Here is a 26,649-nt window from a genome sequence, read left to right on the forward strand (position 1 = left end):
TACCATAATCCATAGGCAGATGATAATCGTTCCGCAGATGATTGCCGTTTTCACCGCTGAAATCATTTCTTCTTTTCCTCCTCAAATCCAATCAGGTGTTTATAAGGAATCCAGGAATACTGACCAGCATTCACGGTGTGGTCATTCCTGTCCTCGGGCAGGTCCTTATCTTCCTGCCAGCTGTACCGCTCCAGCTCCGACAGATGCTCCGTGCAGGTATCTACCACCAGATAGCAGTCCTGCTGAATCCAGCCGAGCTGCAGGTTGATGCGGTCCAGAATCTCCAGCTTCTTGTAAGCGTCCCAGAAATTATACAGACAGCCATGCAGCCTTTTATACTTCCGTAGCTCTGTAATGGTTGCCTGGTCCGCTGAATCTATGTAAGTGTCTTTGGCAAAGCCCCATTCCTTCCGACACTTCTCCAGGAACTCCACGAACTTCACAGCTGTGTCGCTGGGAGCCAGTGGCACGTCCAGGTCCTTATTGTTATAGGCTCTTTCTGCCAGAGTGATCAGCTTCCTGTCTTCAGTGATGCCCTGAAAGAGCATCGCAATCGTATCCGGAGACTTGGCCGAGTAGGAAGTATCCAGGCCGGCTGAGAATTTCCGGAATTTCATTTTGCCCTGCTGCACCTGCTGCTTTACCCAAGCGGCCGAGACCACATGCCTTTTCCGGTCGAAATTTGGAAAGATAAGCCCTGTGGCTTTACCCCGTAGGCCCTGAATCTTGTTTTTCCAGATCTTCGTCCCTTTCGGTGTGGTCTGGATAATCCGCTCCAGCTTTTCCGGAGGCAGGCCCAGATTATGGGTAAAAGAAAAGAACCAATGTACCCAGCCGGGTTTTGGTTCTTCTTTCAGCTCATCTATAATTTCCTGGGGCGTCTCATCCACCCATTCCGGCAGCGGCCGGGAATGATTGATATACTCCTCATACACCTCCAGCGCCGGATCATCGGGATTCAGCGTTGCCATCAGATAATCTGACCGCATGGCCGCCTCCCGGACAAAGTCAATGTCCGCGGTATTGATCTCATCAATGTACAGGCAGCCGTACTGGCCACCCAGGGCATCCTTCCACTTGCGCTTGTTTCCGTATCCTACTACGAAAATAATTTTGTCGCCGCCGGATGTATGGAAGAGCAGATGTGGCATCTTGTACTCACCGGAGCCGTTGCCTTTATATTCCACCAGGACACCGAAATCATCCAGGATTCCCAGGTCCTTGTTGATGATATTCTTCTCGGCTGCGCCGGTGTCATCCGCGGCCAGGATGTGTAGCTTCTTTGGGCTCTCAGCCACCTTCAGCATGAACTTGAACAGGCCGACGGTTGTCTTTCCTGCAGCCGTGGTGCCCTCCAGGAACTCCACCGGCGCGTCACACTGCAGAAAAGCCTTGTACTTTTCTGACAGTAAAAGCCGTTCCGCACTCACTATCCACCACCGCCGCGCATCTGCTGAATCAGGTCATCCAGCTTCGTCTTCTCTGTCTCCAGGCTTCCGGACAGCTCCACCTTATCTTTGAACATGCCCAGGTGCTTTCCAAGGTCTACCAAGGCCGACTTTTTATCATACAGCTTTACCTCCCTCTCAGTTCCAAACTCATTCGGTTTTATTTTAATAGACTGGATACAGGCAAGGTCGTCTTCAGAGGCATTAGGAAGGAGCTTTCCCGTGTCAGGGTCTACGACATCGGTAATCTTTGCAAGACCTATTCGTGCCAGCTCCAACAGGATACGATCCTGATTGATTCCGGTCCGCCTGGACCTCTCAGCCATTGCTTTATCTATAGCATCCGAAATGTTGGGTTTTGCTAGGTTTTCGCAGCCAATATCCTTAGCAGTCTTAGGAGAATATCCTGCGCGGATGGCGGCCTGAGTGGCGTTCAGGTCTATCAGGTATTCTTCTATAAAACGTTTTTGTTTTTTGGTCACTCAGGCTCACCTCCTTGGTTTTTGGCATAAGAAAAGCACCCCAGTGGGTGCTTTCCGCTCAATCAACGATCTGATAAATATCTTTTTTTACATTTTCCGCTATTCTCTTTTGAAGTTCTTTAAAATCACAGTCATATCCGACACTGTATTTTTTAAGCATATTCTCCAGTTCTAAAATAAATTTTGAATTTTTATTCCTCTTTATACAATCTTCTTGTAATTCTTTATCAGTCACTTTATGCTCATATAAAGTCTGAATTACATCATGAACTATAAATTCTTCACACATCAGTAATCCCTCCTTCATTATTTTTCTTCTTTCCTCATCTCTATCAGCTTCTGCAAATCATCAGATAAAGAAATCATATCGTCTTGAACTGGAAATAAATCTCTTGCCTCTGGAACTGCGTCGATCGCAGAATAAATCTGTAAGCCTTTGTCCATCCAATAAGCTAATTTTTCTAAACTACGTTTTGTTTTGTCAATCTCTTCTCCGTCTTTTAATTCACCTAACTCCTGTCTTAGTTGAATTACGTATTTTTCAGTAATTACATTATTTACTTCCTTAAATGTTTTATGAAATTCTCCTAGAAAATCATTTTTCATCTCAAGGCTTCTTAATGCTTCTTCTTGTACTTTCACAGTTGCAACATGCGACCTAATTTTGACCGCCATATCTACAATTTGAGCCAAATTTTTTAATATCATTAAAGCTGAAGAACCCGCTATCAAAAATGTTACCCAAGTGGAGCCGACATCAACCGAATCGTATTTTATTTCTGCATCCTGATTATTTAAATATGGACATTGCTTAAATACAAAATTCAGGTCATCCAAACATTTTGAAAATTCCTCTATGTCATGAAATTTAGGCAACGATATATCAAATCCTGTTTTTATTTCATTTTCTCGAATTGGCTTTACACTTTCATACATTTTTATCACCGTTTCCATAGAAGCTAAAAGTTCACCTCTTGCTCTAATAAATTCATTGGCAACTGACTGAGGAATATCAAACTCATCCATATCTTGTTGCGTCGCCGGTATCGAATCATACAGTTTTCTCACTTGCTTATGAATAGGATGAACACTTGCCAACCGATTTAATACACGTCTTTTTTCTTGCCAGCCCACAACATGTTTTATATTCGCTCCTGCTTTATTTGAAAGTTTCATATCGGCAACAAGAGATAAACAAGAGTTACAAATAAAATACATACCATATAGCCTCATGATATTTCCTCCTATAAACATTTTTCCAAATTATACCACAATAATCGACAAAAGAAAACACCCCGTATGCTCTACAGGGTGCTTTCTCAAAAAAAATGTTATTAGGGGGATGGCAGTCTTCGCGTTTCCGCCGGCGCACTGCCTGGACCGATTCAGCAGCCAAGCTGTGACACCTGGCCGCCGTATCATGTTTAAGAGGAGATTTATAATAACTCACAGACATCTGCCGTCTGGGCCCCTCGCTGGGTTCCCTAAGTATTATTATAATTATGTATTTTATGCATGCTATGCAACTTTAAAAAATTTTCGATTTTTCTACTCACGCTGCTCTGATCTAAATGGAGTTTCTTACCAATCTTCTGTTGCGTCTCACCCTCCAAGTAATACATCCGGAAGATCCGGCGCGTTTGGCTGTCAGGAATCGCCTCTATCCACTGTTCTGTTTCTTCACAGTCCACTTGCAGCTTCTCCAGCCGGGTCTCATATCTTTCCCGAAGACGCCATTCCTTATTGTAATCATATCCCACTACCGCCTGCGGCTTGGGGTATCCGGTGGAATAATCAAATATTGTGCTGTTCCCTATCAGGCTGTCTCCCTCTCCCAGGTGCTCCAGTTTATACCGCAGCTCCCGGATCTCCTCCTTCTGGCTCAGATACCGCTCCAACTGCTCCCTCTCCATCACTACCATCTCCTCTCCCGATTTTTATCTTTTACATTCAAACAAATCTTTCAGGCTCGCTCTCACGTCCATACCACTTATCCAGACGCTGCCCTACCCAATAGTTATCGAAATGTCCTCGGGTCCATTCATCATCAATGTCACCGATAATATCCTCTGCCAGCTCCATCCTCTCTTTCAGCCGCAGAATCTGATCCGGAGTGAGTCCCAGGCTTTTGTAAATATTACATGCCTCGATTTTTGCAGAAATTTCTTCTGGCTCCAATCCTGTGTTCTCGTATGCTGCCAGACGCTGTACCAGCTCTTCCTTCTTTTCCGGTGACCAGTATCCTGCCCTAATTCCATTTACACGCTCATGCGTCATCCTATCCATTTTTCTCCTCCTCACATGCCTTTTTGCATTCGGTACATTTTTTATATTCTTCATCCAACCATACATCAAACAATACACACTTTGGAACAGCATGTTCCTTTGGCGCTTTTCTTCCATGTGTTCTGTCTCTGTGAGTATGGTATCCGCACACATTTTTCCCCCAGAAATCACCGCCATAAACACACCGTTCAGAATCTGGTGAAACATCATGCATAACTGTGATTTTCATCGTCTTCTCTCCTCCTGTCGCATCGGTACAAATATCCCAGCGCAGCCGCCAGCATGTCACTGGCCAGTTTGCAGACATCTTCCGACGCTTTATACTTTCCCACTATTGCCTCCTGCTCTCTCCGGATTTCCTCGCAGGTCTTTTCCTCCAGCGGTATTCCCTGATACCGCTTCAAAAACCTCCAGATATCGTTTATCAACTGGAAAATCAACTTCAGCTCATCCATGCTACAGCTCCCGAATCCGGATATAGATCCCCGGAACCTCCGCCCAGAACTTTTCTGTTATCTCCCGGACCACCAGCGCATCATCTGTCCAAAACTTCAACGCCGTCATACAGTCCTTCAGGAGCTTTTGCAGGTTATCCGTATCCGGCTTGGTTATCCGATACTCGCCGTCAGAATGCCGCCCCTGCGGAAAGCACCACTTTGTCACCAGCTCCAGCCCAGAAGTGTACGGAGCTTCCGGAACATATTTTGCCAGGTAGGCCATCAGCTTCACCCGCGCCCTCTTCAGCTCTTCCGGTTCATAAAATACTGGCTTACCTTTGACCACATGGACCTGCTTCTCTTGATGCGTAACCGTCGGCGGGTCCATTGCCATGAAGAACTCACTTTTCATTTTCATCCCTTCTTTCCGGATTGCATTTTGACACAGCACTTTTACATGCCAAGATCCCAGACTTGTATGCGTGCTGTTCTCGCTCTGTAAAATTTTTGAATTTCAGATTTTCGATTAAGTGATCCATACTGCTCTGAATCGACCTGTATTCTTTTTCTGTCATGTCACTTCACTCCTTTAACGCGTGAAATTGCATCATCTTGTGAAAAATCTTTTTGTCAGGGAGTCAGGGGAAGGAGTCGTCGTGCGTAAGCTGTCGCACGACTACTTTCCCCTACCTGACTTGTCAGGGAAAAAATCTCTTTACTCTCCCGTAGGGAGAGTAGTTTTTTTCCTTCCCTGTGAAAAAAACGTAAATCATGTTTTTTCCCTCACTTGAGGGAAAGGGAAAATAACAGAATTTTTCCCTACTTTCCGAGGGAAAGTAACGTATTTTTTCTTTTCCTTCCCTGGGGAAAATAACGTGCAGGCATGTTTTTTTCCTTCCGAGGGAAAAAGGAAAAATCACGTTTTTTTCCTTACTTCCCCGTCTTCTATTTCAAAGCCGCCATGCTCTTTTAACCGATTTCTTACAGTTTTTTCAGTCGTCGCCATGTACTCAGCCAGGTCTTTTACGGTCACTTTTTCTCCAATTCCGCATGCTTCAAAAGCCATCTCGACGGATTCTTTCCGCTCCTTTTTCTTCTGATCCGGAGACTTTCTTTTGCTCATAGCTTTCTGCCAGGGCGCTTTTTCTTCTTCCGGCTGAATATCCTTCAGAGAGCCGATCTTATCTACCCGGTGAATAGGATAATCAAACCACAGATTGACCGGCTCAAACTTCGGAAACTCCCTCAGAGTGCCCTCAATCCGCCACGCGGTTAACTGCTTCACCTTCTGCTTTGCGGCTCCTATTTGAGCCTTCAGCGCGTCCATCTGGGCCTTTGTAAGGTGTTTTTCACAGTAGGCCAGCATCTGACCGGAATTGCACAGAGCGTCCTGCCCCAGGTCATCCTGCCACTCAAAATGTGAATCCAGATACTGAATACAGGTATTGCAGACTGCCTTATTTTCTTCCTGGTCCATCAGCGTTCCTGTCGTTTCCAGCTCTATCAAGTCTAGCAGTGCATCCGGGTCCCGGGCGAACACGCCGGAGCCTGATGCACGGTCCATGCTGCGCTTCCCGCCCTGGCTGCCCTTGCTGTGGTGGTGGCAGTAGATAACGGCTGTCCCCAGCTCTGTGCAGACTTTGTCAAACTGGTTGCAGAAATGAGCCATCTGGTCAGCGCTGTTCTCATCACCGGTGATCACCTTGTAAATCGGATCGATTATAACTGCGATATAGCCTTTTTTAGCGGCCCGTCGTATTAACTTCGGGGCCAGCTTATCCATGGGAATAGAGCGCCCTCTCAGGTTCCAGATATCAATATTTTTCAGGTTATGCGGCTCCCATCCAAGGGCCTGGTAAACATCCTTGAAACGGTGCAGGCAGCTTGCCCGGTCCAGTTCCAGGTTGACGTACATCACCCTGCCCCGTGTACAGTTCCATCCCAGCCATGGGCGGCCCTCCGCGATGCAGATGCACAGCTCAATCAATGCGAAAGACTTTCCTGCCTTAGATGGTCCGGCCAGCAGCATCTTATGCCCCTGGCGCAGCACCCCGTCAATAAGCGGCGGGGAGAGCTCCGGCAGGTCGTCCCAGACCCCTTCCAGGCCTTCCGGCTCCGGAAGGTCGTCATTGACGCCTTCGATCCACTCGTACCATTCGTTCCAAGAGGCTTTTCCGATATTCGTGTCAATCAAATACTGCTTATGGCCATTCCGCATGACTCCCGGCATCCGGGAGAGGCGTGAGGGGTTCCGATTCTGCTGGTCCACCTGCAGACCGTTCTTTCTGCAGACGTCATACAGATAATCCACCCGTTTTCGGTATTCATCGTAATTGGCTGCATCCACTCGGACGATTGCGTGCAGGCTTTTTCCACCGGAGTGTACCAGGCAGGCCACCGGAAGTTCCAACTCCCGGATAATGGCATTCTGCTTTTCCAGATCCGTGTCATCAGATTCTACCAGGGCGTACCGATATTCCGTCACATTCTCATTTTTGCATCCGTTTCCGTCCAGCGGGTTAAAACGTATCCAAGCGCCGGCTTCCGGCCGGTAATCACCCAGCACAGCCCCTATATCGTCATCGCACTTAGAAAGCTGCTCAATCAACTGTCCGGCTGTCCGGTCCCAGCTCCCTTTCTGCGGCGCCCAGCGAGTTCCCTTCTCGTCGGTCTTTTCCCAACTGGCAGTTACATACCCAACATTTTCTCCTGCTTCAAACAGCGTCTCCAAGTATCGAATCAACTGTTCCGCAGGATGCCAATCGGACGGTTCTGCAACCTCTTTTCCTTCGATCCAGTTCTGATCCACTATTACTAGATCATCACGCTCTATCTCATCATCCCAGCCCAATTCATGCCCAGACATCTCTGGCCGCCAGCCATGGTCCTTCGCCATTTGCACAATAGTTCCGGCCGTCACCGGCGCCGAATTGCCCCGGAAACCGGCCCATTTCCGTTCGCACTCACCGGCATGATACCGGCGGTCTGCCCGGCTCCAGCTGTCCCACACAGATACCGGATACCCCTCCTGTTTCAAGGCCATCCCTACAGACAGCCATTCCGTATAGTCCAGCTCTGCAGGATTCAGATTCTCTAATACGTCCTTAATGTCATAGCCTCTTTCCATACTCTTATGCTCCTATGTATTCCGCGGGATTAATGTCGTATGGCACACGCCAGCCATTGGCAGCGATCCGGTCAATTAAATTTTTTGCGGTCTCAAACTGCCAGGTACCCACATGCTGGAAGCCGCGTCCCTCCAGGAAGCGTATCTGCTTCGGCGTCGTGAGTCCTTCCTGTCGGCGTTTGTCCAGACGTTCCAGCAGCTTCGACGCCTTCCCGGCATTATCGATCTCATCTGGGAATATTCCCAGCTTTTCCAACGTCCTTTTCTGGCCTTCTGAAGGCGGCGCCATTTCCCAGCCAAAAGCCGGCACATATCCGGATAAGTCCTCAGCCTGGATACTCATTTCAAACTGCAGCGGGTCCACCAGCTTCTTCTTACGCCGGCGCATCTCCCGAAGCTGATTGGCCAGAGATTCCTCCCGCTGGGCCACTACATCCTCAGCAGCCTGCTTCTCAGCCTCCTCAATATCTACCGGGCATCCGGCTTCTTCGATGTTCGCCGTCATCTGCTTTGCCACTTCTTCGTCAGTGCAGATCAGGCTGGCTGGGTGACATAGCTCATGCCGCTCTGTATGCCACAAGAAATCCAGGAGAAGAAGATGATCCTTCCCCGGATAAAGCCGGGTCCCACGGCCGACCATCTGACTGTACAGACTCCGGATCTTTGTCGGTCGCAGCACCACAATGCAGTCCACCGCCGGGCAGTCCCATCCTTCCGTCAGCAGCATGGAGTTACATAATACGTCATATTCTCCCCGGTCGAACGCTTCCAGCACTTCCGCCCGGTCCTTGCTGTCTCCATTAACTTCTGCCGCGCGCAGTCCTTTCTGATTCAGGATATCCCGGAATTTTTGGCTGGTCTTCACCAATGGGAGGAAGACCACTGTCTTCCGGTCTGCGCAGTATTTCAGCATCTCATCCGCAATCTGGTACAGATACGGATCAAGAGCTGTCGCAATCTCCCCAGACTTGAAATCTCCTGCCTGCACACTCACCCCCGACAGGTCCAGCTTAAGTGGCAGTGTCAGGGCCTTAATCGGGGACAGGTACCCTTCTTTGATCGCCTTTGGCAGCGTATATTCATATGCCAGGGATTCAAAATACTGCCCCAGATTCCGCATATCGCCCCGGTCGGGCGTCGCAGTGACGCCCAGCACCTTTGCGTCCGGGAAATGCTTCAGGACCCGCTGATAGCTGTCAGACAGGCAATGATGGGCCTCATCAATAATAATGTCGTCAAAATAATCCGCAGGGAACTGGTTCAGGCGCTTCTCCCGCATCAGAGTCTGGACAGATCCGACCGTCACCCGGAACCAGCTACCCAGGCAGCTTTCTTCTGCCTTCTCTGTGGCGCATCCCAGGCCCGTGGCCTTCGCCAACTTGTCGGCCGCCTGTTCCAAAAGCTCCCCACGGTGCGCCAGGATCAGGACCCGATCACCGCGCCGCACGCAGTCCTCTGTGATTTTTGCGAACACAATCGTTTTTCCGCACCCGGTCGGAAGGACCAGGAGTGTCTTGTCAACCTTTTCCCATTCCTGGAAGATCCGTTCCCTGGCTTCCTGCTGATATGGTCTCAGCTCCATCAGAAATCACCAGCCTTATATGCTCTCTGCTCTTTGGGGTAGAAACGCTTGATATCGTTTGACTGCCGCTTCTCTCCAGCATCATTAGTCCACTCATGGATGCCAACTTTGCAGCGACCGGTAGCCCCGGGCACTGCGTTCCAGTTCATTTTCACTTTCTGCCCCTTCTCTTTCAGGCCGATGCTTGAAAAGAACGTAGAGATCAGTCCTTCTGTCTTGGTATGCAGATACAGCCTGTGCGGAATCACGACGCTTCCTTCCGGGGTGTCTATCCGGATATTCAGGACGGCCATATTGCAGGGTGGGAGTTTCGCTCCGCCCTGATACCGGGCACGCTCAAAGCTCTCTACCGTGAACTCATAGTCTCCTTCGGGGAGCAGTATAAACTCCCCGCTATCCTTTTCGATTTCATCATCCCAGCTTAACTCTCTGTCGATGTTTGTGTTTTCCATAACTCATGTCCTCCTTATTTGAATGGTATTTCCTGCCCCATCTTCATGTCCTTGATCATTCCATAAACCTTCGGCCATGCACCTACCAGAACACCGTCAATGAAATCCTGCGGGTAATCTTCCACCGGCATATCCTCCGGAAAGTATCCCCGCTTGGCCACGACGGCCTGAATATCCCAGGTCGTCACCTGATTGACATTCATCAGATCCCGGAGTGCCTTCGGAAGTTTCTCATTGACCGGATTCGGAGCCGGAGTCTGTCTTGGCGGCTTAGGCTCTTCCGGATGATTCATCATATCGTCCAGGGAAAACTGCGTACCATCCGGAATATCTTCTACATGTTGCTGCGCCGAAGCAGAATGCGGGGTTACCTGAGATTCCGAACGCCTATCAGATTCAGATGATGGTTTCTGCACAGCGGGATCTTTAGCTGCAGTACCGGCGCCGCCTTCAATGATAGAGCGAATCACCTCATAGTCGAAGGGTGTCTCTTCCGGAAGTCCATACCGATTCTTTGCATCCCAACAAGGGTGATGACTGGTGTACATAACCCGGCTGCCTCCCTGGGCCTTGTGCTTCTTTCCATCCTTGTCCGTAGCCACGGAAAGAGTCTTGTAATTCGCAAAGAGCAGCATATCCGCCCATTCCTTCACTAAGGGAGAAGTCTGGGAAGCAGTCTTCTTACCGATCTTCAGCTCCCAGCGGTCGTATGCTCCCAGCTCGTCCGGCTGCTCAAACTTCCGGATCTGCGCATGGGCCGTCAGGACCACGTTGATCCCCGCCTCCACCACATCCGAAAGGCGATTCAGAAAGCGTCCAAACTCTTCCTTTACATAGACGTATCCGTTACCATAGCCGAAATCTTCAATGCCAGACTTGTGGTGCCGTGCGCAGACAGCCTCCACGCACTTCTGCTCCGCCCAGTCAATCGTGTCGATGACCAGCGTCCGGCAGACATCTGGATGCGTCCGGACATATTCAATCTGATCCAGAAGCATCTGCCAGCTGGAGGCTTTTTCAAACCGGGCCACATCCATGTCCTTTGTGCTACCCTCGGTATCGATAAATACCGGGGACGGGAACCGGGAAGCAAAGGTTGACTTCCCGATGCCTTCCGGCCCGTAAATGACCACTTTCTTCGCTCCCGGCTGCTTTCCTCTGATAATATTCATCAAAATTCACCTGCCTTCCATTTCGGCTGTGCCGGCGCCTCCGGGGCCTCCGAATGCTCCTGGCCAACCACATAGCCGTCTTCGATGATGATGCTGCACTCCCCGCCGGTGCTGACCCGCGTGGCAATTGCCTGCAGACCCTCTGCTTCCAGCCACTGACCGAATTCCCGCATAGTCTCCAGATCCATCTGTTCCAGCTTGTCCAGCAGGACAAATCCGCACTGAGGATTCAGTTTACGGACGATAGCCGTGGAGACCTTCAGCTGCTCCGCGCTGGACATGTTGTCCCATTTCTGGCCATTATAGATCAGCTCTCCCTCTGCGACGGAAAGACCCGGAAGCGGAAGCTCCGCATGATCCAGAAGCTCCACCTTGCTCTGCCTGACCTCTTCAATTTTCGTGGTCAGCTCCCTATACTGATTTTCATAATTCAGGGCGTCTTCTTCGGCCTTGTCTTTATCCAGATTGGCCCGGACCTTCCTGTTAATCTCATCAATTTCACTGATACTGCGCTCCAGCTCCTCTGTAGACTGGTCCTGAAGGTCCAGCGCAGAAGTGCGGGCAATTTCAAGATCTGCCTGGACCTGCTTCTGCTTGGCCAGGAGCTCTGAGAGCTGTTCATTGATCCGCTGTGCCTGCTCCTCCAAGTGATGCAGATTTTCCCGCTTTCTCTGGTTCTCTCCATTCTGGGCCAGAATCGCCTGCTGTTTCTGGATCAGATCATAAGCAGAAACCGGTTCCTTTGGCGCATCCGGATAGTAAGGCTGTTCTTTGGCGAACTTTTTCTTCTGGTCCGCAATCCGGCCGATGGCCAGGCGTTCCTGGTACAGCTCTTTTTCTTCCTGCTCCATCTCCGTGAGCTTATCTCCCACTCCAATAATCTGGAGCAGCGTCTGAGCCTTCTCCTTCCCGGAGCTGTTCATGAACTTGGGAAGGTCCAGAGCCAGCTGCTCTACAAAAGAGTTCAGGAGCTGCTGGCCCGCCTTATTCCCATCCAGATCCGTAACCTTCAGGTCGCTGTTCTTGCCCTTACGCTCTACCACAAGGCCATTGCTTAAAACAATATGTAAGTTCGGCGGGATAACGGAGCCTTCCCGCTGCGGCTGGGAGGGCCGGAACCGGTCGCCACCAAGGGCCCAGGCGATGGAATCCAGCACAGAGGTCTTTCCCTGAGCATTCCGGCCACCGATGACGGTCAGGCCGTTGGCTGTAGGCTCGATTTTGACGGCCTTCACACGCTTCACATTTTCTATTTCCAGCTTATTGATTTTGATGTTGTCCATGATATTGATATCCTCCTTATTCATCATGATCGTAGAGCTGCTGCATCAAAGCTTCTATCTCTTCAGGAGACATATTGCTCAAATCAATTGTACCCATACTGGGCTTTATGCCGGATAAGACTTCCTTTAAAGACTTCAACTCTTCCGGAATTTGTCTGCTTATACATTCAGCACACTTCTCCAGTGCTACAACAGCAAAGAGCGTATCTCCTATTTCCATGGGATTAATGGCTTTCATAATCAAATCAGCATAATGCTGAATCCCTTCTTTACAGAATTCAGGTGCCTCATGCGGCCTTTCACAACATTTTTTATAATAACTCACTTTCTTTTCCTCCTCTTTCATGATATAATTTCCTTGAGTGATTAACTCAGCCCCTTCTGCTTGCCGGCGCGGGGGCTTTTTTAATGGTCCGGTTTCTTCCGGATGCTCTGCTCACCAGCCGAAGCTCTTCGGCGTCCTCCCGGAGCACCAGCCAATTTTTCACTATCAACCTTGCTTCAGTCATCAACTTTTTCTGCCCCAGTGTCGGCTTCACCGCTCTGCTTCTTCCCACTTTCTTCTGCCTCCCTTCTCAATCGTGACAGTCCCGTGGTGATTGTACTCACCGTGGAACCCATCTCATCTGCTATCTTCGCATGGGACCATCCTGCTCTGTGCAGCGCCTGTATCTTTCCCCAGTCTAGTGTTTTTCTTTTCCTCTCGGCCTTCGGCTTCACTTTGCCCCCCCCCGGCGGATTTTCAGTCTGAACTGCTTCCGGCAGAGCCTTGTTCTGGTGCAGTACATCAAACGCCAGCTCTCTCAATGCTCTGAGCTCATTCTCCAGCTCTTTCGCCATATCGCTGGCCAGATACAGCACGCCAGCATAATCGCCTTCCGGCTCAGGCTTGTCCTTCACTGCTTCGTTTGCTACAAAGAGCAGGCTGGACAATGCCCACATCTGCATCTCAGCGTCTTCCAAGCGGTTCGCAATCTCCTTCATCTGCATAATTTCTCCTCTCTTTCTTCCGGATAGCAGTCTCTCATTTTCCTAAGCCCAGATTTCACACACCGGCTGACATAGGACTGCGCTACATTCAAGTGCTCTCCTGCTTCCTGCTGTTTCATTTCTTTACAAATAGTCAGATAAACTGCTTTTCGTTCTATTTCCCTTAACTTTCTGCATTGGAACAGCGGCAGAACAATATGACTGGCTTCTATTCTCTCAAATCCTCTTTCTTGACTTGGCAGCAGTTCCAGCAAAGAAACTTTATCTCCGTCTTGGGAAGTAATCACCTCCTCATCCAGAGAAACAGTCCCCAGATGTTTTCTCTCGCGCCTCAATCTCTCCATAATCTCATTTGAGATGACACGGACTGCAAAGGTCGAAAAACTGCTTTTTGTAGGGATATACTTATCCGCCGCTTCCACAAGTCCCACCAACGCAACTCCCTGCAGCTCTTCCAATTCGAACCCACAATTCTTATATTTTGAGGCTGTCCAATAAGCAAGCCGGAGGTTCTCCAAAACCAAGGCCTTCTTATACGCTGTCATCTGCATCCTCCTTCCCGGCCAGAATTCGGAATGTCTTCATCAGCCTCTCTCCAACCTCTTTCGCCGCAGTTGCCGATGCCGCCAGACAAACGTCCCTGCAAACCGCTCTGGTAGACATACCAGCGCACAGATAATGCTCCGCGAACCCCTGCAGGATCTGTTCATCCGACAGCTCATCATAAGCCAGCCTGAGTATGTATTCCCGCCTGTTCATACCGCCACCCCCAATATCAGGAGCAGAAGCGGCAGAGCCACCGCACATGCCGTACCGATGAGCTGTCCCGGCAGCGTTTCCTCGAAAAAATGCTCTATCTTCTTCATGCCTGTCCTCTCCGGCCTCTTATGCAGAGGCCTCATTCTCGCTTTTCTGTTTTTCACGTTCCCTGTATACTGCTGTAAGAAACCGCGCCGTGGCTTCCTTAAACTTCTCCATCCGACGCTGCTCCTCTTCCTCCGTCAGGACCGGTCTGTGTACCCGGACAATGGCGTTGGGAAAATGATAGGTGTTCTCCAGCCTGTATTCATCCTGACCCACAGTATCACCTCCATGATTATCCTATGTCTCTATGCTTGTATATGTTGCTTACAGCTGCGCATCTGTAATGGAGCCGCCGGGATTCGAACCCGGGTCCTTCCTCTATAGCCGGACGCTCCTTCCGCTGGGCTACGACTCCGAAGAGATAACCTGTTCTGTTATGACCACAATACAGGCTCCCTTCCTTCCATTATTGCTCGAAGCTCCTCATCTTCTATGTAAAACCTTTCATCTCTCGGCTCACACCCTCGGTATCTGCTACGGGTATAGTTTTTACACAGCACCTGATCCAAACCTAAATAAACAAGCTCTTCTTTATATCCTCTGCCAATACCACGATCTACAAGCTTTTCAATTCCTTTTTTTGTTACCCCACAGGAACCATATTTTTGAAAGAGCGTATTGATAATCTCATGTCTCTGCAACTTTTCTCATCTCCCACACAACGATATTCAAGATTTCGTACTATGCTTTTTCTATAACCGGAACAATACCCTTGTCTTTCAAAAAATCGTACAAAAATAATCTGCCTTTCTGAGTCCAATACATGTGCTGTTTAGAATGCTGCATTCCAGAGCTATCAGAATAATTGTGAGTCTTTAACTTTGTGTATCCGAATCCTGCATATTTTTGATAGAGAAACCAAATGCCGCTCTGTTTGAACTGAACACCCATACCATAAAGCAATTCATTAAATTTCCGTGCGCCCATGCCATAATCTTTTGCAATTTCGGTCGCGGAAACCAAATCTGGACATTGAAGAATCAGATCATAGTATGAAGCCTTGGGTTGTAATTCCTCGATAGTCTTTTGCTGCTCTTCGACTTGTCCACCCAAGAACTTGCATCGTTCTTTTAAGCTTTCAATGGCTTGATCCGCCATTTTTAAAGCTCTTGCATATACCTGCTCCGGTGTATTCCATGCTTTTTCTAAATCCAGAAAATACTGACGGTACTGTCTACCCTTCTCCGTACGCTGAATCATACAAATCTGTTTTGCCATATCCACAGAAATCAGATAATCTGCCGCCGGTCTGCCACCTTTTGAGTTTTCGTCATTTTTGACGATAACCTCTGAATAGTCCAATTTATCGGAGAAACCATATTCGCACATTCTTGAAAACCATTTTGCAAATTCTGTGCCAATCTCCAACCCCTCATGTAAGTCCCTGGCCGATACTGTCGGCTGTGCCATTTCATAATTCACTCTAATTAACTCATTCATAATTACTTATTTTCCTTTCTGCTCTTTGTAACTTTATAAGTTACTCCTTAGCAAAAAAAATATCTGCCGGATTAGATATATGTAATTCATCAATCATAATTTGAATTTCATCGCTTCCAAACACCCCTATTTTCATCTTTTCATAAAAAGTTTTGGGCGTCACACCGATTTTTGCGGCAATATCCGATTGAGAAAATCCATTTTTTGCAATAATTCCTCTTAATTCATCAGTTTTAATCATTGTTTTCTCTCCTTCTTGGTAACTTTTTAAGTTACTCTCATCTTACCACATTTTTGTAACTTGTCAAGATATTTTTTATTGCTTTTATAACATTTTTGTGCTACTATAAAGTTACTTTCAAAAAGGAGCTGATTATATGACAATTGGTGAGAGAATCAAAATGTTAAGAGAGGAAACTGGCATGAGCCAAGTTGACTTCGCAAATAAAATTAATGTTTCCAAACAAACTTTATACAAGTATGAAAACAACCTTATCACCAATATTCCTTCCGACAAAATAGAAGCCATTGCCAAAACTGCTTCTGTATCACCGGCTTATTTAATGGGGTGGTCAGATTCAAAAGATGGTAAAGGAAAGCATAAACTTTATGTGAACATTGAAGCCTCTGATACCGAAGAAGCTATTTTCAAAGCCGTACAATTAATGCTACGTATGAGCGGCGCGGAGGACAAAGCTGATACCCTTTCTAAAGAAGAAGCCCTCAAACTCTATGAACTATCAGGATTTGATAATGTTCAAACAGTAAACGAACAGCCCACCACCATCGCCGCCCACTTCGACGGCGACGAATACACAGAGGAAGAGCTGGATAAAATCAAAGAGTTTGCCGCCTTCGTAAAATCCACCCGGAAATAGGTCCGGAGGTATTCTTACATGACCAAATATGAAGAATTATTGGAAATCGCTTCACAAGAAAATGTGAAGGTCTATGAAAATTATGACCTTTCAGGCACCCGTCTTAAGGGTTTGTATTGCGATGGAGTCATCGCACTGGATAAAGATATGGAGACGCAGACTGAACGGGCCTGCGTTCTGGCAGAAGAGCTGGGACACCATTATACGACTGTTGGAGATATCACAGACCTGACATCCATGAATAACCAGAAGCAGGAGCTGAAGGCAAGACTGACTGCCTACAATGACCGCATTGGCCTGCAGGGAATCATAGATGCCTACAAAGCCCGGAGGACTTCTCCTGAAGAGATGGCTGAGTTTCTGGATGTGACCCCGGAATTTCTCAAGGATGCGCTGGAGTGCTACCGTTCAAAGTACAGCCCCTACGTATCAATAGATAACTATATCATATTCTTTGAACCGTGCCTGGCTGTGATGGAACTGCTTTCATAGTCTGCAGAATGAACGAAACCTTGTGCTATTATTCAGACAATCCAATTCGTGTTTTGCGAAAAAATGAATTACTTGTGTTTACATATGAGGAGAATTCTTATGACATACACTGCATTAGATAAAATTGTTGAAAACAGAAAAATGCCATTACTTTTTATAGGCTCCGGATTATCTAAAAGGTATCTATATAATTATCCCAATTGGGATGAACTCTTACTGCTTTCTTATCAAAAAATAGGAGCTGATCCTTTTCAATATCAAAAATATAAAGAATCCTTTATTAGACAAGGATTGTCCCCTTTTGATGTCAATGTAAAAATGGCCTCTGTCATTGAAGACCTTTTTAATGCTGCTTTTTTTGATCGCAAAATCAAACTAGATCGTGTAAAAAACCCTAGTTGGGTTAAACGAAATATATCTCCTTACAAAATGTTTCTGTCACGATACTTTAAAAATCTACCCGTATATCGCTCTGCCAAAACTGATTTGGAAATCAGTAAACTTAAGCAATTAAAAAACAAAATCTCAGCCGTTATTACTACAAATTATGATTTATTTTTAGAAAAAGTAATATTCCCATCAGATTTCAAAGTTTTTGTTCATCAAAATGAACTTTTTTCAGCTGATAGCTACAATATCGCTGAAATATATAAAATTCACGGTAGTGTATCTGATGCAAATTCTATAATTATTACAGAATCAGATTACCAAAAGTTCTCTGAATCTCGTAAACTTATTATAGCAAAAATGCTTACATTATTTGCAGAATCTCCTATTATATTTTTGGGATATTCCTTTACTGATGAAAATATTCAAACAATAATTGTCGACTTTCTTAGCTGCTTGACCTCCAAAGAATTGTTTAATATTGATGAACATTTTATTTTTATTAGCTATAAAAAGAACGAGTTGGGTCTCAAAGAAATCAAAAGAACTATTACAACTCAAAGCGGCGCTGAAATTCCTATCACTGAAATTCAAACAGATAATTTTTCTATGGTGTATGATATTTTAAATAAAATAACTCCTGGAATCTCACCTTCTCGTATTCGTGAAACTAGAAAATTGGTTAAAACCATTGTCGACCAAAGCGTGGCTACAAATAGTGCTGAATCGGTAATTGTAGGTATTGATAATTTGGAATCCGTTGATTTGTCAACAAAGCCTTTGGCAATTGCCATAGGCTACAGAGAAAATATTTTAAATAAATTTGGTTACGGTCTATTAGCCGACGATATGATTTTTGAAGATATCTTATTTGACAACAAGCATTTTAGCCCAAACGAGATGTGCTTAGAGCGATTCAAATCTATTGCCTCGACACGTCTACTTCCTGTGTTTAAATATGTGAAAAATGCAACAGTGTCTATAGAATCTAATACTAAATTAAAAAACTATATTAATACACATAATACAATGGACAAATTATTGCCCTCTAATATCCAAAAGCAACTCCATGCTCTTCCTGATATTATTGATTATGATATTTTATTGGCTGAAACTGCAAAACTCCCTGATATAAACAAGCAAGCTGGGTTAATGTTGAAAAATATTTCAAATTATACCATCGAACAAATCAGGGCTTTTTGCTGCAATCTTTTTAAATCATCCAGAGAATCTGCTATGCATTCAACACATTTTAAAAGATGTGTAATGTATATCGATCTTTCCGAAAACCTTTGGGCATGATCAGGACAAAGAAAAGCTGATAGACATTTTCTGGTACACACCAAAAACACTATCAGCTTATCTTGATTTGAAATCTTTAAGAACATTTCTGTCCCATGTTCTCTAATAATAATTAGCCTATCAATTTTATTATTGATTTCTTAGCTAACATATGCATATTATAATGATTTTATTCTACATTGTCAATATTATTTTACCGGTCTCCTATTATGCCCGCGATAGGAAACCGACTGGCATCTGGAGAATGGCTACTTTCTTCAATTGCAAATAAAAGTATAACATTCTCCGGGCAGCCACCGCAAGCGGAACATCCGTTCCCGCTGGCTGTCTTTTTTGTACCCTTTTTTCGGAATGCTGTTGCGACGTCGCAACACAAATCCGCCTCCCTGCGGGCATACAATAAATCATACACCAAGCCTGCAGGCACACACCAGGGAACAAGGAGCTGATCACATGTACAGAACAGAAATATCCTTCCGGCCAGACGAAATCGTCCAGTATCTCCGGAAATCCCGGACAGACGACCCATATCTCTCCGTAGAAGAAGTTCTTTCAAAGCATGAGACGATTCTGCGGGAATGGGCCGAGCGGAATCTCCCCGGACCGGTTCCGGAAGAGAATATTTTCCGGGAAGTCGTATCCGGGGAGACCATCAAAGACCGGCCGGAATTTCTGAAGCTGCTGCGGCTCATCGAGTCGCCGGACATTAAAGCGATCCTTGTGGTGGAAGTCCAGCGTCTCTCCCGCGGCGACCTGGAAGACGCCGGCCGGCTGATGAAAATTCTGCGTTTCACCCACACCCAGGTGATCACTCCGCACAAAATCTATGATCTGGAAGACGAATATGACCGTGACTTCTTCGAGCGGGAACTGAAGCGCGGCAATGAGTTCCTGGAGTACACCAAGAAGATCCTGAACCGCGGCCGCCAGCTCTCCGTCAGCCAGGGGAATTATATCGCTTCTGTGGCGCCCTACGGCATGGATAAGTGCTGGGTGCAGGAAGGCAAACGGAAATGCCCCACTCTGAAGGAAAATGAAAAGGCCGACGTTGTGCGGCTCATTTTCCACAAATTCGTCCGGGAGCGGGTGTCTCCCTATGCCATCGGTCTTTATCTGGACAGTATCGGCGAGAAGCCGCCCAAGGGCGAGCATTGGACTTATACCGCCGTTCAGGAGATTTTGAAGAACATACACTATGACCAGAAGGTCTGCTGGGGACGCCGGTCCGTGGAGCATAAGATTGTGGATGGGAAAGTCCTGGAGATGCGCCCGCGCAAAAAGGACTTTGAGATATTCGATGGGAAGCAGCCCCGCGTGGTGGATCATGAGCTGTTTCTGGAGGCCCAGGAGCTGCTGAAACAGACCTCCCGGACCCGCCACGACTATACGCCTGTAAATCCCTTTGCAGGCCTCGTATTCTGCCGCACCTGCGGCTACAGCATGTCTTTCCGCTTCTACCGCCGGAAGGGCCAGAAAGACACCTGCCCGCCCCGTATGCTCTGCAGCAACCAGATCCGGTGCCGGAGCAGTTCCTGTTCTTACAGCGAACTTGAGGAGGCTGTGGCCGGCATCCTGCGCCAGACCATCGCGGAATTTCAGGTGCAGCTAAACCAGGAGACCTTTGACGCCGCCAGGGCCAGCGAAACCACCCTGAAGACACTGGAGGGACGTCTCCATGAGCTGGAGCAGAAAGAGCTCCGTCAGTGGGAAAAATACGCCGATGGGGAAATGCCGAAGGAAATCTTCGACCAGTTGAATGAACGCCTGCAGGCCAGCAAGAAGGCTGCCCGGAAAGCTCTGGAGCAGGCACGCGCCGCAGCTCCGAAGACGCCGGAGCAGATCCGGGAGAAGATCGCCCGGCTGTCCGATGCGCTGAACGCGCTGGAGGACGACACGGTGCCAGTACCGCTGAAGAACAATTATCTGAAGGCCGTCATTGAGAGAATAGACTACTACCGCCCTGCTGCCGTCCGGAAACGCAGCGACAGCTCGGAACCGAAGGTCCGCGGCGGCTGGTACACGCCGCCCTTTGAGCTGGATGTAAGGCTGAAAATATAAGGATTCTTTTCATGTATAACACCCCGGCTCTGATTCTTCCGTACCGATATCAGTTAACAAAGCGGCGCACTCCTTGTACGGCATCGTGTATCTCTGGGACAGATACCGCATGGAAGCTCCAAGTTCCCCGTTGGGTCCGCCATATTGTGTTATGATGGCCTTTGCCAGTTTCGGGTTCGTTTCCTTAATATGAATAGGATACTCCAGCCTTTTTTCATAATTAAACATAGGTTTTCACTCCCTCCTTCCTACTGCCAGGGCCACGGCTGATTTACCCAGTTCCAGTACGCGTCACAGTGATGCGCATGTGCTATGGTAAGAGGACCGTAAGTCTTGGAATATTCTTCAACTGCTTCCTGATAAATGCGGTTGTGCTCCTTAAAGTAGGAAAGCGCCTCTACATCATCGGGATGTGTATCCAGATACAAGGACGCGTCTACACACGCGAAACCAGTAAGCATGACCTGCTTCATCAGCTGCTGCCTGGAAAGCTCATTTGTACCACAGGAAGAACTCCTCTGATTTTCCTGATACATCCGGGCGGCAGCATTCCTCTGGGCATTTGCCTTCTGCATCTGTCCGCAGGAACCGCCGCGCATGTTCATCTGGGTATTTGTGGTATTTCCTCTCATCTGCATCTGAGAATTTCCGGCATTTCCACACATCTGCGGCTGCTGGCAGGACATCCCGGGACGCCCCTGCTGCTGGCAGGAACAGTTCTGGTTCTGCATCATCTTGCCACACCCCGCTTTCCAAGAAATGGTTTATTCAATTCAGGAAATATCGTTCCGCACTGGAGGGCTTTTTCCAGCTCGTAGGTCTGTCCCCAGAACTGCCAGGGCACATACGCCATGGCCAGCGGCATACTCTGAAGAGCTTCCCTGGAACATCCCCTTCCGGACATCGCCTGATTTCGACAGTCTGCCATAAGAGACTCCTTTCAATTCTTTGTTTCAGATTATCTTATGTAAAAATCCCGAATGAGTGAGTGGCATATACATGTACATGTATATGCCACTCACTCAGAATCATCGCAAAAAAGAATCTCAGGAATTCTGTTCTTTCTCCACATATACCAGTCCGAAAGCTCCCGGTCCGATATGCGTTCCAATTGTAGCTCCGATCTGCAGACGCTCTGCAAACCGTATGCCCTCTTTGAAAAGACGCTCCTCAAAAATCTCGCTGTTTTCCGTACCATAACTGTAAAGGGAATACGCTGGAAAGCTCTCGTCCAAAGGATGCTCCCCTACCCATTTCAGAATTGCGTTAATAGCCTTATTCTTTCCCAGAGCCTTGGCAACTACCCCGATTTCTCCTTCTTTTGTCACCGTAATAACGGGTTTCAGACGGGCCATATCTCCTACAGCAGCGGCCGCTTTTCCAATCCGTCCGCCCCGCCGGAGATATTCCAGAGTGTCAATCATAGCCACTACCTTGACACGGGATTTGAACTTTTCCAGCTTCTCTGCGATTTCTGCCGCAGACAGGCCCTCCCGCACCAGTTCCAGCGCATAATCTGCCATCACCTTAATGTTATAGGTGGCCGCTCTGGAATCTATCAGAAAGATATGCTCCTCATAATCTGCCATCTGACGCGCAAGCTGCGCGGTCTGATATGTACCGCTCAGATGAGAGGAAAGAAGGATACAGATCAGATCGTCCCCCTGCTCTTTTACCTCCTGAAAAATATCAAGAAACACCTGAGGAGACGGCTGAGAAGTCAGCGGGAACTCACCACTCTCTTCCAGCATTTCAAAAAAACTGTTTTTATCCAGATCGATTCCATCCAGATATTCCTTTCCTGCCAGCTCAATCTGAATTGGCACAAATACAAGTCCCTTTTCCCGAATCTCCTCCTGGCAGTAGTCAGAAGAAGAATCTACCAGTATTCTTATCATGTTATCACCTCATCTGCCATATCCGAGATCAGTGTAAACAACTGTATAATTTCCCCTGCGCGCTGTCTTCCCACTCTGTCCATAAGTTCTTCCACACAGCCAAGAATTCTTGCATGCTCTTTTTCATACACCCCTGCCTGTTCCATATTGAAGGTAATATACACCTGACGCCGATCCTGAGCGGAGCGTGTGCGAAAAATCAGTCCTTTTTTTTCCATGCTGTTCAGCGTTCTGTTCATCTGAGACTTCAGCATCCGTGTCTCACCGCACAGTTCTGTCGCTGTAAGACTCCCAGGTGCGCCGCTCTTCTGATTCCGATATAAGATTCCGCAGATCAGAAGCTCATAATAGGGCAGTTCACCGGCCAAACGTACGTTATTGACTGTTGTAGTGAGCCGCAGCCAGGCATTCAGTACATCTTCACTCGAAATATCCATCTGAGGATTCTCCTTTCCCAAAATAATAGAATCATACCACCTTCGGGCAGAACGCACACTCCCCGCCCGCAAATTTGTTCACAGTGTAAACAGTTCACACTGTATACTATTTCATATGGGAGCTTTTGTCAAGATATACTTCCGAAAAACACCGTTTATTTACAGCCTGTCAGATGCAAAACAGCCATACCGTCCGAAAACGCTGTATACGTCCCCGGCGGCATGGCTGCCTCTCTGCTGCATCTACGGCTGCGCGCACTGACATACCTGCCAGTGTGCCACTGTCCTTTTCTCTTCCTTCTATTTTTCTACAGAAAACTTATAGCCGGCCTTCAGGTGATAGGTATCTCCTGCCTTTACAATCGTACTCTTGAAATTCTCGTGATGAGTCGCATCCGGAAAGTAATGCGCTTCAAAGCAGGCAGCGCTTCTTACACCGTATTCTCTGCCGTTCTTTCCTCCCTTTTCTTCCAGAAAATTGGAAGTGTAGAACTGCATGCCCGGCGCGTCGGTGCGTACCTCCATGCGGATGCCGCTCTCCTTTGAATACATGCTTGCGCAAAGGGTATATGCTCCTTCGTCCTTCAGCACATAGTTCAGATCATAACCTTTTCCAGCCTGCAGAGACTCATGAGCCTCATTGATACGAGCCCCGATGGCTGTCGGTGTCCTGAAATCCAGCGGCGTTCCTTCTACGCTCCGTATCTCTCCCGTCGGTATCAGTCCACTGTCGGCAGGCGTATAGGCGTCTGCGTCAATCCATACAATCTGATCCAGCACACTGTCAGACTCTTCCCCGTCCAGATTAAAATAGGAATGATTCGTCAGATTGAATACCGTATCCTGGTCCGCTTTTCCTGTGTAGGTAAGCAGAAGCTCATTATCATCCGACAGAGTGTAGGATACTTTGATCTCCGCGTTGCCCGGAAAACCCTGATCTCCATCCGGACTAAACAGGGAAAACTCTACCTGATTATCGTTTACAATCACAGCCTTCCATACACGTCTTCCATATGCAGGCTCTCCACCGTGAAGGTTGTTATTTCCTTCATTTTTCTGAAGCTCATAGGTCTTTCCGGCAATTGTTACCTGTGCACCCCCGGTCCGGTTCGCATTCCGTCCAATCACAGCGCCCAGATTGGGAGCATTCACCTCGTAGCCCTCCAGCTTTTCGTAGCCCCAGACCACGTCCCGCAGCTTTCCTTCCTTATCAGGCACATGAAGCTCTGAAACCACCGCGCCGTAGTTCAGCAGCACAGCCTTCACCCCGTTTGCGTTTTCCAGGATGTACTGCTTTACCTGCTCTCCATCCTTCGTCACGCCATAGTCCTTCACCAAAATACTCATAAGCTCTCTTCCTCCATTTTCCGCGTCTTTTATATGGGAAAAAAACGCCTCTATGTCCATCATAGACATAAAGGCGCTTTCCGTCAAGCAGAACCGCTTATTAATTTTTCATCGCAGATCCTTTGATTAATTTTTCTTTGCACCTCTTAAGTACAGGAACCAATATGTAATGCCGATCAGGGCTCCGCCGATGATATTGCCGATGGTAACAGGCAGCAGGTTATTTACCAGAGCTGCGCCCCAGTTCACAGCCGCGTTTCCAACGCCATATACGGAATTTGCAAAGATTCCCGCTGCAAGATAATACATATTTGCAACACTATGCTCAAAACCGCCCAGCACGAAAATCATAATCGGGAAATAAAGTCCCATGATTTTTGCCGGTACCGTCTTACCCGCAAAGGACATCCAGACTGCCAGACATACCATCATGTTGCAGATGATGCCGCGCAGAAGCGCGTCTCCAAAGCTTAAGGCTACTTTTCCGCTCGCTACCGTCATCATGGTGTCAAGCAGCGCGCCGTCTACCTGAGAGGGCGTATGGCTGTATACAACCAGCAGGGCAAGAATAATGCTTCCCGCGAAGTTTCCAAGGTATACGAATACCCAGTTGCGAAGCACGCCTGAGAACTTCACTTCCTTCTCCAGGAACGGAATCACCAGAAGGCAGTTGCCGGTAAAGAGCTCGCTTCCCGCAATCAATACCAGAGCAAGGCCAGCCGGGAACATGCACGCGCCAACCAGCTTTCCGAGGCTTCCCCCGATAGTCGCCGTAGCCGTCTGATAGGCAATGGCGCCGATACCGATAAAGATACCTGCCATAATGCCCAGAATAAACAGCTTCAGGATGGGCGTTTCTACCTTCTTTTTACCGATTCCCACATAATTTTGTGCAATTTCTGCCGGTGAGTTCATGATTCATTTCCTCCTTTATCCTCATAGAGCTGACGACGAATCGATAATACGTCCCGCCGCCTTAAATTTGTTAAAATTATAACACTCTCGTGGAGTCCAGACTATCGTACTATCTGTAGGAAGATTTTCTGAGCAGAAGTAAGACGTAAAAAAGAACCGGCATACTCCCTCAGTTCTGCTGCGGAACGCCAGTCCTTTTTATACATCCATGATTTTACATTCGTGAAATCTTTTTATTCTACCGCCTTCGTGATTCCCGCGGCAGTGAGCCAGGCGGACGCGGCCCAGGCCGTCTTCTTGACCTTGCATTTGCACGTCCATTTGCCGGACACCGCGAGGGTAAGTGCCCTGTGAGTGCAAATTTCCCGCCCCTGGAGCGCTGCCAGGTTGAGCCCCCTCTGCTTGCAGCGGGTATTCGACTTATGAATTTCTTTATTTTACATGCTCATGCGTAAACAGATGATCCTGGCAGTATTCATAATTTCCATTGCATTTGGAGCAGAAACGGAACACCAGATCATCCCCGTCCTTTTCCGTGCGGCCGCAGATCGCGCATTTATGAGTAGTCGCGTTCTTCTGTCCCTGCTTTACACTCTTCGCATACGTCCGCCTGCGGTAAATCTCTTTCGGATTATAACGGCGCATATTCCGCATTCCAAAGAAGAAAATCAGGAAGTTTCCAAGGGAAACAAGAGCCATCACGCTGTAGGCAGGATGCGCCACAATTCCCGCCCGAAGCAGGCCAATCAGTACATTCGCAGGCAGATAACTTGCAAAGAATCCTACGAGAATCGTCGCTCCGAAATAAATGCCGTTGATAATTCCAAGCCATTTTGCCTTGATCGGAATAATGAAAAACAGCAGAAACTGCATGTCCGGATAAGTGGCTGCAAAGGCAAAAAACAGCGAATAGTTCAGGTAATAGGTTCCAAAGGCAGGTCCGATATTCGCGCCAAACACATAGCAGGCAATAAACGCTGCTGCTACATGCAAAAGTACTCCGGTGAAAAAATAGAGATTAAACCGGAAAGCTCCCCATTGTGCCTCCAGGATTTTTCCAATAGAATAATAAAGATACATGCTGAGCAGGAAATAAAACAGTCCTGTATTCGGCGGATAAATAATAAAAGTAATAATTCTCCAGATCTGGCCCCGCAGAATCATTGTCGGGTCCAGACTTAAATACTGCACATAAAACTGAGGGACAAACGTCACGATAACATATCCCAGCGCATACAGAATAATAATATAATACATCAGATTGTGAATCGCATAACGGCCAAATTTTCTTTCCAGCTTGTCCAGCAGGTTCATAATGATTTCTTCCTTTCTTCCATAGGTTCTTCCGCAATACGGAATTCCGGAGCCTCTG

General features: G+C 47.6%; 35 protein-coding genes and 1 pseudogene. 4 read left to right on the top strand and 32 right to left on the bottom strand.

All coding sequences use genetic code 11. The features are described 5' to 3' along the window. Positions 1–62: 62 nt before the first annotated feature. From B5E82_RS09935 to B5E82_RS10045, 24 genes are all read right to left on the bottom strand, one after another. Positions 63–1,430 (bottom strand): terminase, encoded by a 1,368-nt coding sequence (locus B5E82_RS09935; RefSeq protein ID WP_087307394.1) that lies wholly within the window; start codon positions 1,428–1,430, stop codon positions 63–65. Further along, positions 1,430–1,930, bottom strand: coding sequence for a terminase small subunit (locus B5E82_RS09940; protein WP_087307395.1), 501 nt, complete (start codon positions 1,928–1,930; stop codon positions 1,430–1,432). Before B5E82_RS09940 ends, B5E82_RS09935 begins: the two co-directional genes overlap by 1 nt. Before the next feature lie 58 nt (positions 1,931–1,988). Further along, complete coding sequence (locus B5E82_RS09945) at positions 1,989–2,219, bottom strand: hypothetical protein (protein WP_140393119.1); 231 nt, start codon at positions 2,217–2,219, stop codon at positions 1,989–1,991. 17 nt (positions 2,220–2,236) lie between these two features. Further along, complete coding sequence (locus tag B5E82_RS09950; RefSeq protein WP_087307397.1) at positions 2,237–3,163, bottom strand: hypothetical protein; 927 nt, start codon at positions 3,161–3,163, stop codon at positions 2,237–2,239. Between the two features lie 251 nt (positions 3,164–3,414). Further along, a complete protein-coding gene (locus B5E82_RS09955; RefSeq protein ID WP_087307398.1) occupies positions 3,415–3,852 on the bottom strand; it encodes a sigma factor-like helix-turn-helix DNA-binding protein in 438 nt (145 codons plus the stop codon). A gap of 28 nt (positions 3,853–3,880) precedes the next feature. Then, a complete protein-coding gene (locus tag B5E82_RS17890) occupies positions 3,881–4,216 on the bottom strand; it encodes a hypothetical protein (protein ID WP_140393120.1) in 336 nt (111 codons plus the stop codon). Next, on the bottom strand, positions 4,209–4,445 hold the full coding sequence (locus B5E82_RS17895) for a hypothetical protein (protein WP_140393121.1): 237 nt from the start codon (positions 4,443–4,445) through the stop codon (positions 4,209–4,211). The genes B5E82_RS17890 and B5E82_RS17895 overlap by 8 nt, the downstream gene beginning before the upstream one ends. Further along, positions 4,423–4,671, bottom strand: a complete 249-nt coding sequence (locus B5E82_RS09965) for a hypothetical protein (protein ID WP_087307400.1) — start codon at positions 4,669–4,671, stop codon at positions 4,423–4,425. The genes B5E82_RS17895 and B5E82_RS09965 overlap by 23 nt, the downstream gene beginning before the upstream one ends. Position 4,672: 1 nt before the next feature. Beyond that, a complete protein-coding gene (locus B5E82_RS09970; protein WP_087307401.1) occupies positions 4,673–5,065 on the bottom strand; it encodes a RusA family crossover junction endodeoxyribonuclease in 393 nt (130 codons plus the stop codon). Beyond that, positions 5,055–5,228, bottom strand: coding sequence for a hypothetical protein (locus B5E82_RS18120; RefSeq protein ID WP_162610754.1), 174 nt, complete (start codon positions 5,226–5,228; stop codon positions 5,055–5,057). The genes B5E82_RS09970 and B5E82_RS18120 overlap by 11 nt, the downstream gene beginning before the upstream one ends. A 341-nt stretch (positions 5,229–5,569) precedes the next feature. Then, on the bottom strand, positions 5,570–7,780 hold the full coding sequence (locus B5E82_RS09980) for an AAA family ATPase (RefSeq protein ID WP_087307403.1): 2,211 nt from the start codon (positions 7,778–7,780) through the stop codon (positions 5,570–5,572). 4 nt (positions 7,781–7,784) lie between these two features. After that, positions 7,785–9,362, bottom strand: coding sequence for a DEAD/DEAH box helicase (locus B5E82_RS09985; RefSeq protein WP_087307404.1), 1,578 nt, complete (start codon positions 9,360–9,362; stop codon positions 7,785–7,787). After that, the gene (locus tag B5E82_RS09990; RefSeq protein ID WP_087307405.1) at positions 9,362–9,814 is read right to left on the bottom strand and encodes a DUF669 domain-containing protein; all 453 of its coding nucleotides are present in this window, start codon (positions 9,812–9,814) and stop codon (positions 9,362–9,364) included. Before B5E82_RS09990 ends, B5E82_RS09985 begins: the two co-directional genes overlap by 1 nt. A 14-nt stretch (positions 9,815–9,828) precedes the next feature. Continuing rightward, entirely contained in the window at positions 9,829–10,986 is a 1,158-nt protein-coding gene (locus B5E82_RS09995) for an ATP-binding protein (protein ID WP_087307406.1), read from the bottom strand. Continuing rightward, entirely contained in the window at positions 10,986–12,296 is a 1,311-nt protein-coding gene (locus B5E82_RS10000; protein ID WP_242966298.1) for an AAA family ATPase, read from the bottom strand. The genes B5E82_RS09995 and B5E82_RS10000 overlap by 1 nt, the downstream gene beginning before the upstream one ends. Continuing rightward, a complete protein-coding gene (locus B5E82_RS10005) occupies positions 12,286–12,615 on the bottom strand; it encodes a hypothetical protein (RefSeq protein ID WP_087307407.1) in 330 nt (109 codons plus the stop codon). The genes B5E82_RS10000 and B5E82_RS10005 overlap by 11 nt, the downstream gene beginning before the upstream one ends. A gap of 25 nt (positions 12,616–12,640) precedes the next feature. After that, complete coding sequence (locus B5E82_RS18975) at positions 12,641–12,778, bottom strand: DUF6906 family protein (protein ID WP_442911305.1); 138 nt, start codon at positions 12,776–12,778, stop codon at positions 12,641–12,643. After that, complete coding sequence (locus B5E82_RS10010) at positions 12,771–13,259, bottom strand: helix-turn-helix domain-containing protein (protein ID WP_087307408.1); 489 nt, start codon at positions 13,257–13,259, stop codon at positions 12,771–12,773. Before B5E82_RS10010 ends, B5E82_RS18975 begins: the two co-directional genes overlap by 8 nt. Continuing rightward, positions 13,250–13,804: a sigma-70 family RNA polymerase sigma factor gene (locus tag B5E82_RS10015; protein WP_162610755.1), complete on the bottom strand. Its 555-nt coding sequence runs from the start codon at positions 13,802–13,804 to the stop codon at positions 13,250–13,252. The genes B5E82_RS10010 and B5E82_RS10015 overlap by 10 nt, the downstream gene beginning before the upstream one ends. After that, positions 13,791–14,018: a hypothetical protein gene (locus B5E82_RS10020; RefSeq protein WP_087307410.1), complete on the bottom strand. Its 228-nt coding sequence runs from the start codon at positions 14,016–14,018 to the stop codon at positions 13,791–13,793. Before B5E82_RS10020 ends, B5E82_RS10015 begins: the two co-directional genes overlap by 14 nt. Positions 14,019–14,144: 126 nt before the next feature. After that, complete coding sequence (locus B5E82_RS10025) at positions 14,145–14,339, bottom strand: hypothetical protein (protein WP_087307411.1); 195 nt, start codon at positions 14,337–14,339, stop codon at positions 14,145–14,147. A 158-nt stretch (positions 14,340–14,497) separates the two neighbouring features. Beyond that, entirely contained in the window at positions 14,498–14,764 is a 267-nt protein-coding gene (locus B5E82_RS10035; RefSeq protein ID WP_087307412.1) for a hypothetical protein, read from the bottom strand. A gap of 40 nt (positions 14,765–14,804) precedes the next feature. Continuing rightward, a complete protein-coding gene (locus B5E82_RS10040; protein WP_087307413.1) occupies positions 14,805–15,563 on the bottom strand; it encodes a phage antirepressor KilAC domain-containing protein in 759 nt (252 codons plus the stop codon). Between the two features lie 40 nt (positions 15,564–15,603). Beyond that, positions 15,604–15,804, bottom strand: a complete 201-nt coding sequence (locus B5E82_RS10045; RefSeq protein WP_087307414.1) for a DUF739 domain-containing protein — start codon at positions 15,802–15,804, stop codon at positions 15,604–15,606. Positions 15,805–15,940: 136 nt separating this feature from the next. Here B5E82_RS10045 and B5E82_RS18485 point away from each other — a divergent pair, with 136 nt between their 5' ends. The 4 genes from B5E82_RS18485 to B5E82_RS10070 all read left to right on the top strand — a co-directional run bounded on the left by B5E82_RS18485 (position 15,941) and on the right by B5E82_RS10070 (position 20,680). Continuing rightward, positions 15,941–16,441 carry a helix-turn-helix domain-containing protein gene (locus tag B5E82_RS18485; RefSeq protein ID WP_242966299.1) on the top strand — a complete coding sequence of 167 codons (501 nt, stop codon included), beginning with the start codon at positions 15,941–15,943 and terminating at the stop codon, positions 16,439–16,441. Between the two features lie 18 nt (positions 16,442–16,459). After that, complete coding sequence (locus tag B5E82_RS10060; protein ID WP_087307415.1) at positions 16,460–16,933, top strand: ImmA/IrrE family metallo-endopeptidase; 474 nt, start codon at positions 16,460–16,462, stop codon at positions 16,931–16,933. A 99-nt stretch (positions 16,934–17,032) separates the two neighbouring features. Further along, the gene (locus B5E82_RS10065; protein ID WP_162610756.1) at positions 17,033–18,622 is read left to right on the top strand and encodes an SIR2 family protein; all 1,590 of its coding nucleotides are present in this window, start codon (positions 17,033–17,035) and stop codon (positions 18,620–18,622) included. Positions 18,623–19,075: 453 nt separating this feature from the next. Continuing rightward, complete coding sequence (locus tag B5E82_RS10070) at positions 19,076–20,680, top strand: recombinase family protein (protein ID WP_162610757.1); 1,605 nt, start codon at positions 19,076–19,078, stop codon at positions 20,678–20,680. 33 nt (positions 20,681–20,713) lie between these two features. On the opposite strand, the pseudogene B5E82_RS10075 reads toward B5E82_RS10070, so the two are convergent. The 8 genes and pseudogenes from B5E82_RS10075 to B5E82_RS10110 all read right to left on the bottom strand — a co-directional run. After that, a pseudogene (locus B5E82_RS10075) lies at positions 20,714–20,908 on the bottom strand (manganese catalase family protein); the annotation flags it as partial. Positions 20,909–20,928: 20 nt separating this feature from the next. Beyond that, positions 20,929–21,414, bottom strand: coding sequence for a spore coat protein CotJB (locus B5E82_RS18490; protein WP_242966300.1), 486 nt, complete (start codon positions 21,412–21,414; stop codon positions 20,929–20,931). Next, entirely contained in the window at positions 21,411–21,608 is a 198-nt protein-coding gene (locus B5E82_RS10085) for a spore coat associated protein CotJA (protein ID WP_242966301.1), read from the bottom strand. Before B5E82_RS10085 ends, B5E82_RS18490 begins: the two co-directional genes overlap by 4 nt. Before the next feature lie 118 nt (positions 21,609–21,726). After that, entirely contained in the window at positions 21,727–22,578 is an 852-nt protein-coding gene (locus B5E82_RS10090; RefSeq protein WP_087307419.1) for a DegV family protein, read from the bottom strand. Then, positions 22,575–23,015, bottom strand: a complete 441-nt coding sequence (locus tag B5E82_RS10095) for a MarR family winged helix-turn-helix transcriptional regulator (RefSeq protein ID WP_087307420.1) — start codon at positions 23,013–23,015, stop codon at positions 22,575–22,577. The genes B5E82_RS10090 and B5E82_RS10095 overlap by 4 nt, the downstream gene beginning before the upstream one ends. Positions 23,016–23,315: 300 nt before the next feature. After that, positions 23,316–24,362 (bottom strand): aldose epimerase family protein, encoded by a 1,047-nt coding sequence (locus B5E82_RS10100; protein ID WP_087307459.1) that lies wholly within the window; start codon positions 24,360–24,362, stop codon positions 23,316–23,318. A gap of 126 nt (positions 24,363–24,488) precedes the next feature. Beyond that, the gene (locus tag B5E82_RS10105; protein WP_087307421.1) at positions 24,489–25,277 is read right to left on the bottom strand and encodes a formate/nitrite transporter family protein; all 789 of its coding nucleotides are present in this window, start codon (positions 25,275–25,277) and stop codon (positions 24,489–24,491) included. 432 nt (positions 25,278–25,709) lie between these two features. Then, positions 25,710–26,591 carry a rhomboid family intramembrane serine protease gene (locus B5E82_RS10110; protein WP_087307422.1) on the bottom strand — a complete coding sequence of 294 codons (882 nt, stop codon included), beginning with the start codon at positions 26,589–26,591 and terminating at the stop codon, positions 25,710–25,712. Positions 26,592–26,649: the final 58 nt, after the last annotated feature.

Source organism: Lachnoclostridium sp. An138 (assembly GCF_002160765.1).
In the GTDB taxonomy this organism is placed as follows: domain Bacteria; phylum Bacillota; class Clostridia; order Lachnospirales; family Lachnospiraceae; genus Laedolimicola; species Laedolimicola faecalis.

Excerpts from the sequence above, each read along its gene's own strand:
- B5E82_RS09945 (WP_140393119.1), bottom strand. The coding sequence starts at position 2,219 with ATGTGTGAAGAATTTATAGTTCATGATGTAATTCAGACTTTATATGAG.
- B5E82_RS09950 (WP_087307397.1), bottom strand. The coding sequence starts at position 3,163 with ATGAGGCTATATGGTATGTATTTTATTTGTAACTCTTGTTTATCTCTT.
- B5E82_RS09955 (WP_087307398.1), bottom strand. The coding sequence starts at position 3,852 with ATGGTAGTGATGGAGAGGGAGCAGTTGGAGCGGTATCTGAGCCAGAAG.
- B5E82_RS17890 (WP_140393120.1), bottom strand. The coding sequence starts at position 4,216 with ATGGATAGGATGACGCATGAGCGTGTAAATGGAATTAGGGCAGGATAC.
- B5E82_RS17895 (WP_140393121.1), bottom strand. The coding sequence starts at position 4,445 with ATGAAAATCACAGTTATGCATGATGTTTCACCAGATTCTGAACGGTGT.
- B5E82_RS09965 (WP_087307400.1), bottom strand. The coding sequence starts at position 4,671 with ATGGATGAGCTGAAGTTGATTTTCCAGTTGATAAACGATATCTGGAGG.
- B5E82_RS09970 (WP_087307401.1), bottom strand. The coding sequence starts at position 5,065 with ATGAAAAGTGAGTTCTTCATGGCAATGGACCCGCCGACGGTTACGCAT.
- B5E82_RS18120 (WP_162610754.1), bottom strand. The coding sequence starts at position 5,228 with ATGACAGAAAAAGAATACAGGTCGATTCAGAGCAGTATGGATCACTTA.
- B5E82_RS09980 (WP_087307403.1), bottom strand. The coding sequence starts at position 7,780 with ATGGAAAGAGGCTATGACATTAAGGACGTATTAGAGAATCTGAATCCT.
- B5E82_RS09985 (WP_087307404.1), bottom strand. The coding sequence starts at position 9,362 with ATGGAGCTGAGACCATATCAGCAGGAAGCCAGGGAACGGATCTTCCAG.
- B5E82_RS09990 (WP_087307405.1), bottom strand. The coding sequence starts at position 9,814 with ATGGAAAACACAAACATCGACAGAGAGTTAAGCTGGGATGATGAAATC.
- B5E82_RS09995 (WP_087307406.1), bottom strand. The coding sequence starts at position 10,986 with ATGAATATTATCAGAGGAAAGCAGCCGGGAGCGAAGAAAGTGGTCATT.
- B5E82_RS10000 (WP_242966298.1), bottom strand. The coding sequence starts at position 12,296 with ATGATGAATAAGGAGGATATCAATATCATGGACAACATCAAAATCAAT.
- B5E82_RS10005 (WP_087307407.1), bottom strand. The coding sequence starts at position 12,615 with ATGAAAGAGGAGGAAAAGAAAGTGAGTTATTATAAAAAATGTTGTGAA.
- B5E82_RS18975 (WP_442911305.1), bottom strand. The coding sequence starts at position 12,778 with ATGACTGAAGCAAGGTTGATAGTGAAAAATTGGCTGGTGCTCCGGGAG.
- B5E82_RS10010 (WP_087307408.1), bottom strand. The coding sequence starts at position 13,259 with ATGCAGATGAAGGAGATTGCGAACCGCTTGGAAGACGCTGAGATGCAG.
- B5E82_RS10015 (WP_162610755.1), bottom strand. The coding sequence starts at position 13,804 with ATGACAGCGTATAAGAAGGCCTTGGTTTTGGAGAACCTCCGGCTTGCT.
- B5E82_RS10020 (WP_087307410.1), bottom strand. The coding sequence starts at position 14,018 with ATGAACAGGCGGGAATACATACTCAGGCTGGCTTATGATGAGCTGTCG.
- B5E82_RS10040 (WP_087307413.1), bottom strand. The coding sequence starts at position 15,563 with ATGAATGAGTTAATTAGAGTGAATTATGAAATGGCACAGCCGACAGTA.
- B5E82_RS10045 (WP_087307414.1), bottom strand. The coding sequence starts at position 15,804 with ATGATTAAAACTGATGAATTAAGAGGAATTATTGCAAAAAATGGATTT.
- B5E82_RS18485 (WP_242966299.1), top strand. The coding sequence starts at position 15,941 with ATGACAATTGGTGAGAGAATCAAAATGTTAAGAGAGGAAACTGGCATG.
- B5E82_RS10060 (WP_087307415.1), top strand. The coding sequence starts at position 16,460 with ATGACCAAATATGAAGAATTATTGGAAATCGCTTCACAAGAAAATGTG.
- B5E82_RS10065 (WP_162610756.1), top strand. The coding sequence starts at position 17,033 with ATGACATACACTGCATTAGATAAAATTGTTGAAAACAGAAAAATGCCA.
- B5E82_RS10070 (WP_162610757.1), top strand. The coding sequence starts at position 19,076 with ATGTACAGAACAGAAATATCCTTCCGGCCAGACGAAATCGTCCAGTAT.
- B5E82_RS18490 (WP_242966300.1), bottom strand. The coding sequence starts at position 21,414 with ATGATGCAGAACCAGAACTGTTCCTGCCAGCAGCAGGGGCGTCCCGGG.
- B5E82_RS10085 (WP_242966301.1), bottom strand. The coding sequence starts at position 21,608 with ATGGCAGACTGTCGAAATCAGGCGATGTCCGGAAGGGGATGTTCCAGG.
- B5E82_RS10090 (WP_087307419.1), bottom strand. The coding sequence starts at position 22,578 with ATGATAAGAATACTGGTAGATTCTTCTTCTGACTACTGCCAGGAGGAG.
- B5E82_RS10095 (WP_087307420.1), bottom strand. The coding sequence starts at position 23,015 with ATGGATATTTCGAGTGAAGATGTACTGAATGCCTGGCTGCGGCTCACT.
- B5E82_RS10100 (WP_087307459.1), bottom strand. The coding sequence starts at position 24,362 with ATGAGTATTTTGGTGAAGGACTATGGCGTGACGAAGGATGGAGAGCAG.
- B5E82_RS10105 (WP_087307421.1), bottom strand. The coding sequence starts at position 25,277 with ATGAACTCACCGGCAGAAATTGCACAAAATTATGTGGGAATCGGTAAA.
- B5E82_RS10110 (WP_087307422.1), bottom strand. The coding sequence starts at position 26,591 with ATGAACCTGCTGGACAAGCTGGAAAGAAAATTTGGCCGTTATGCGATT.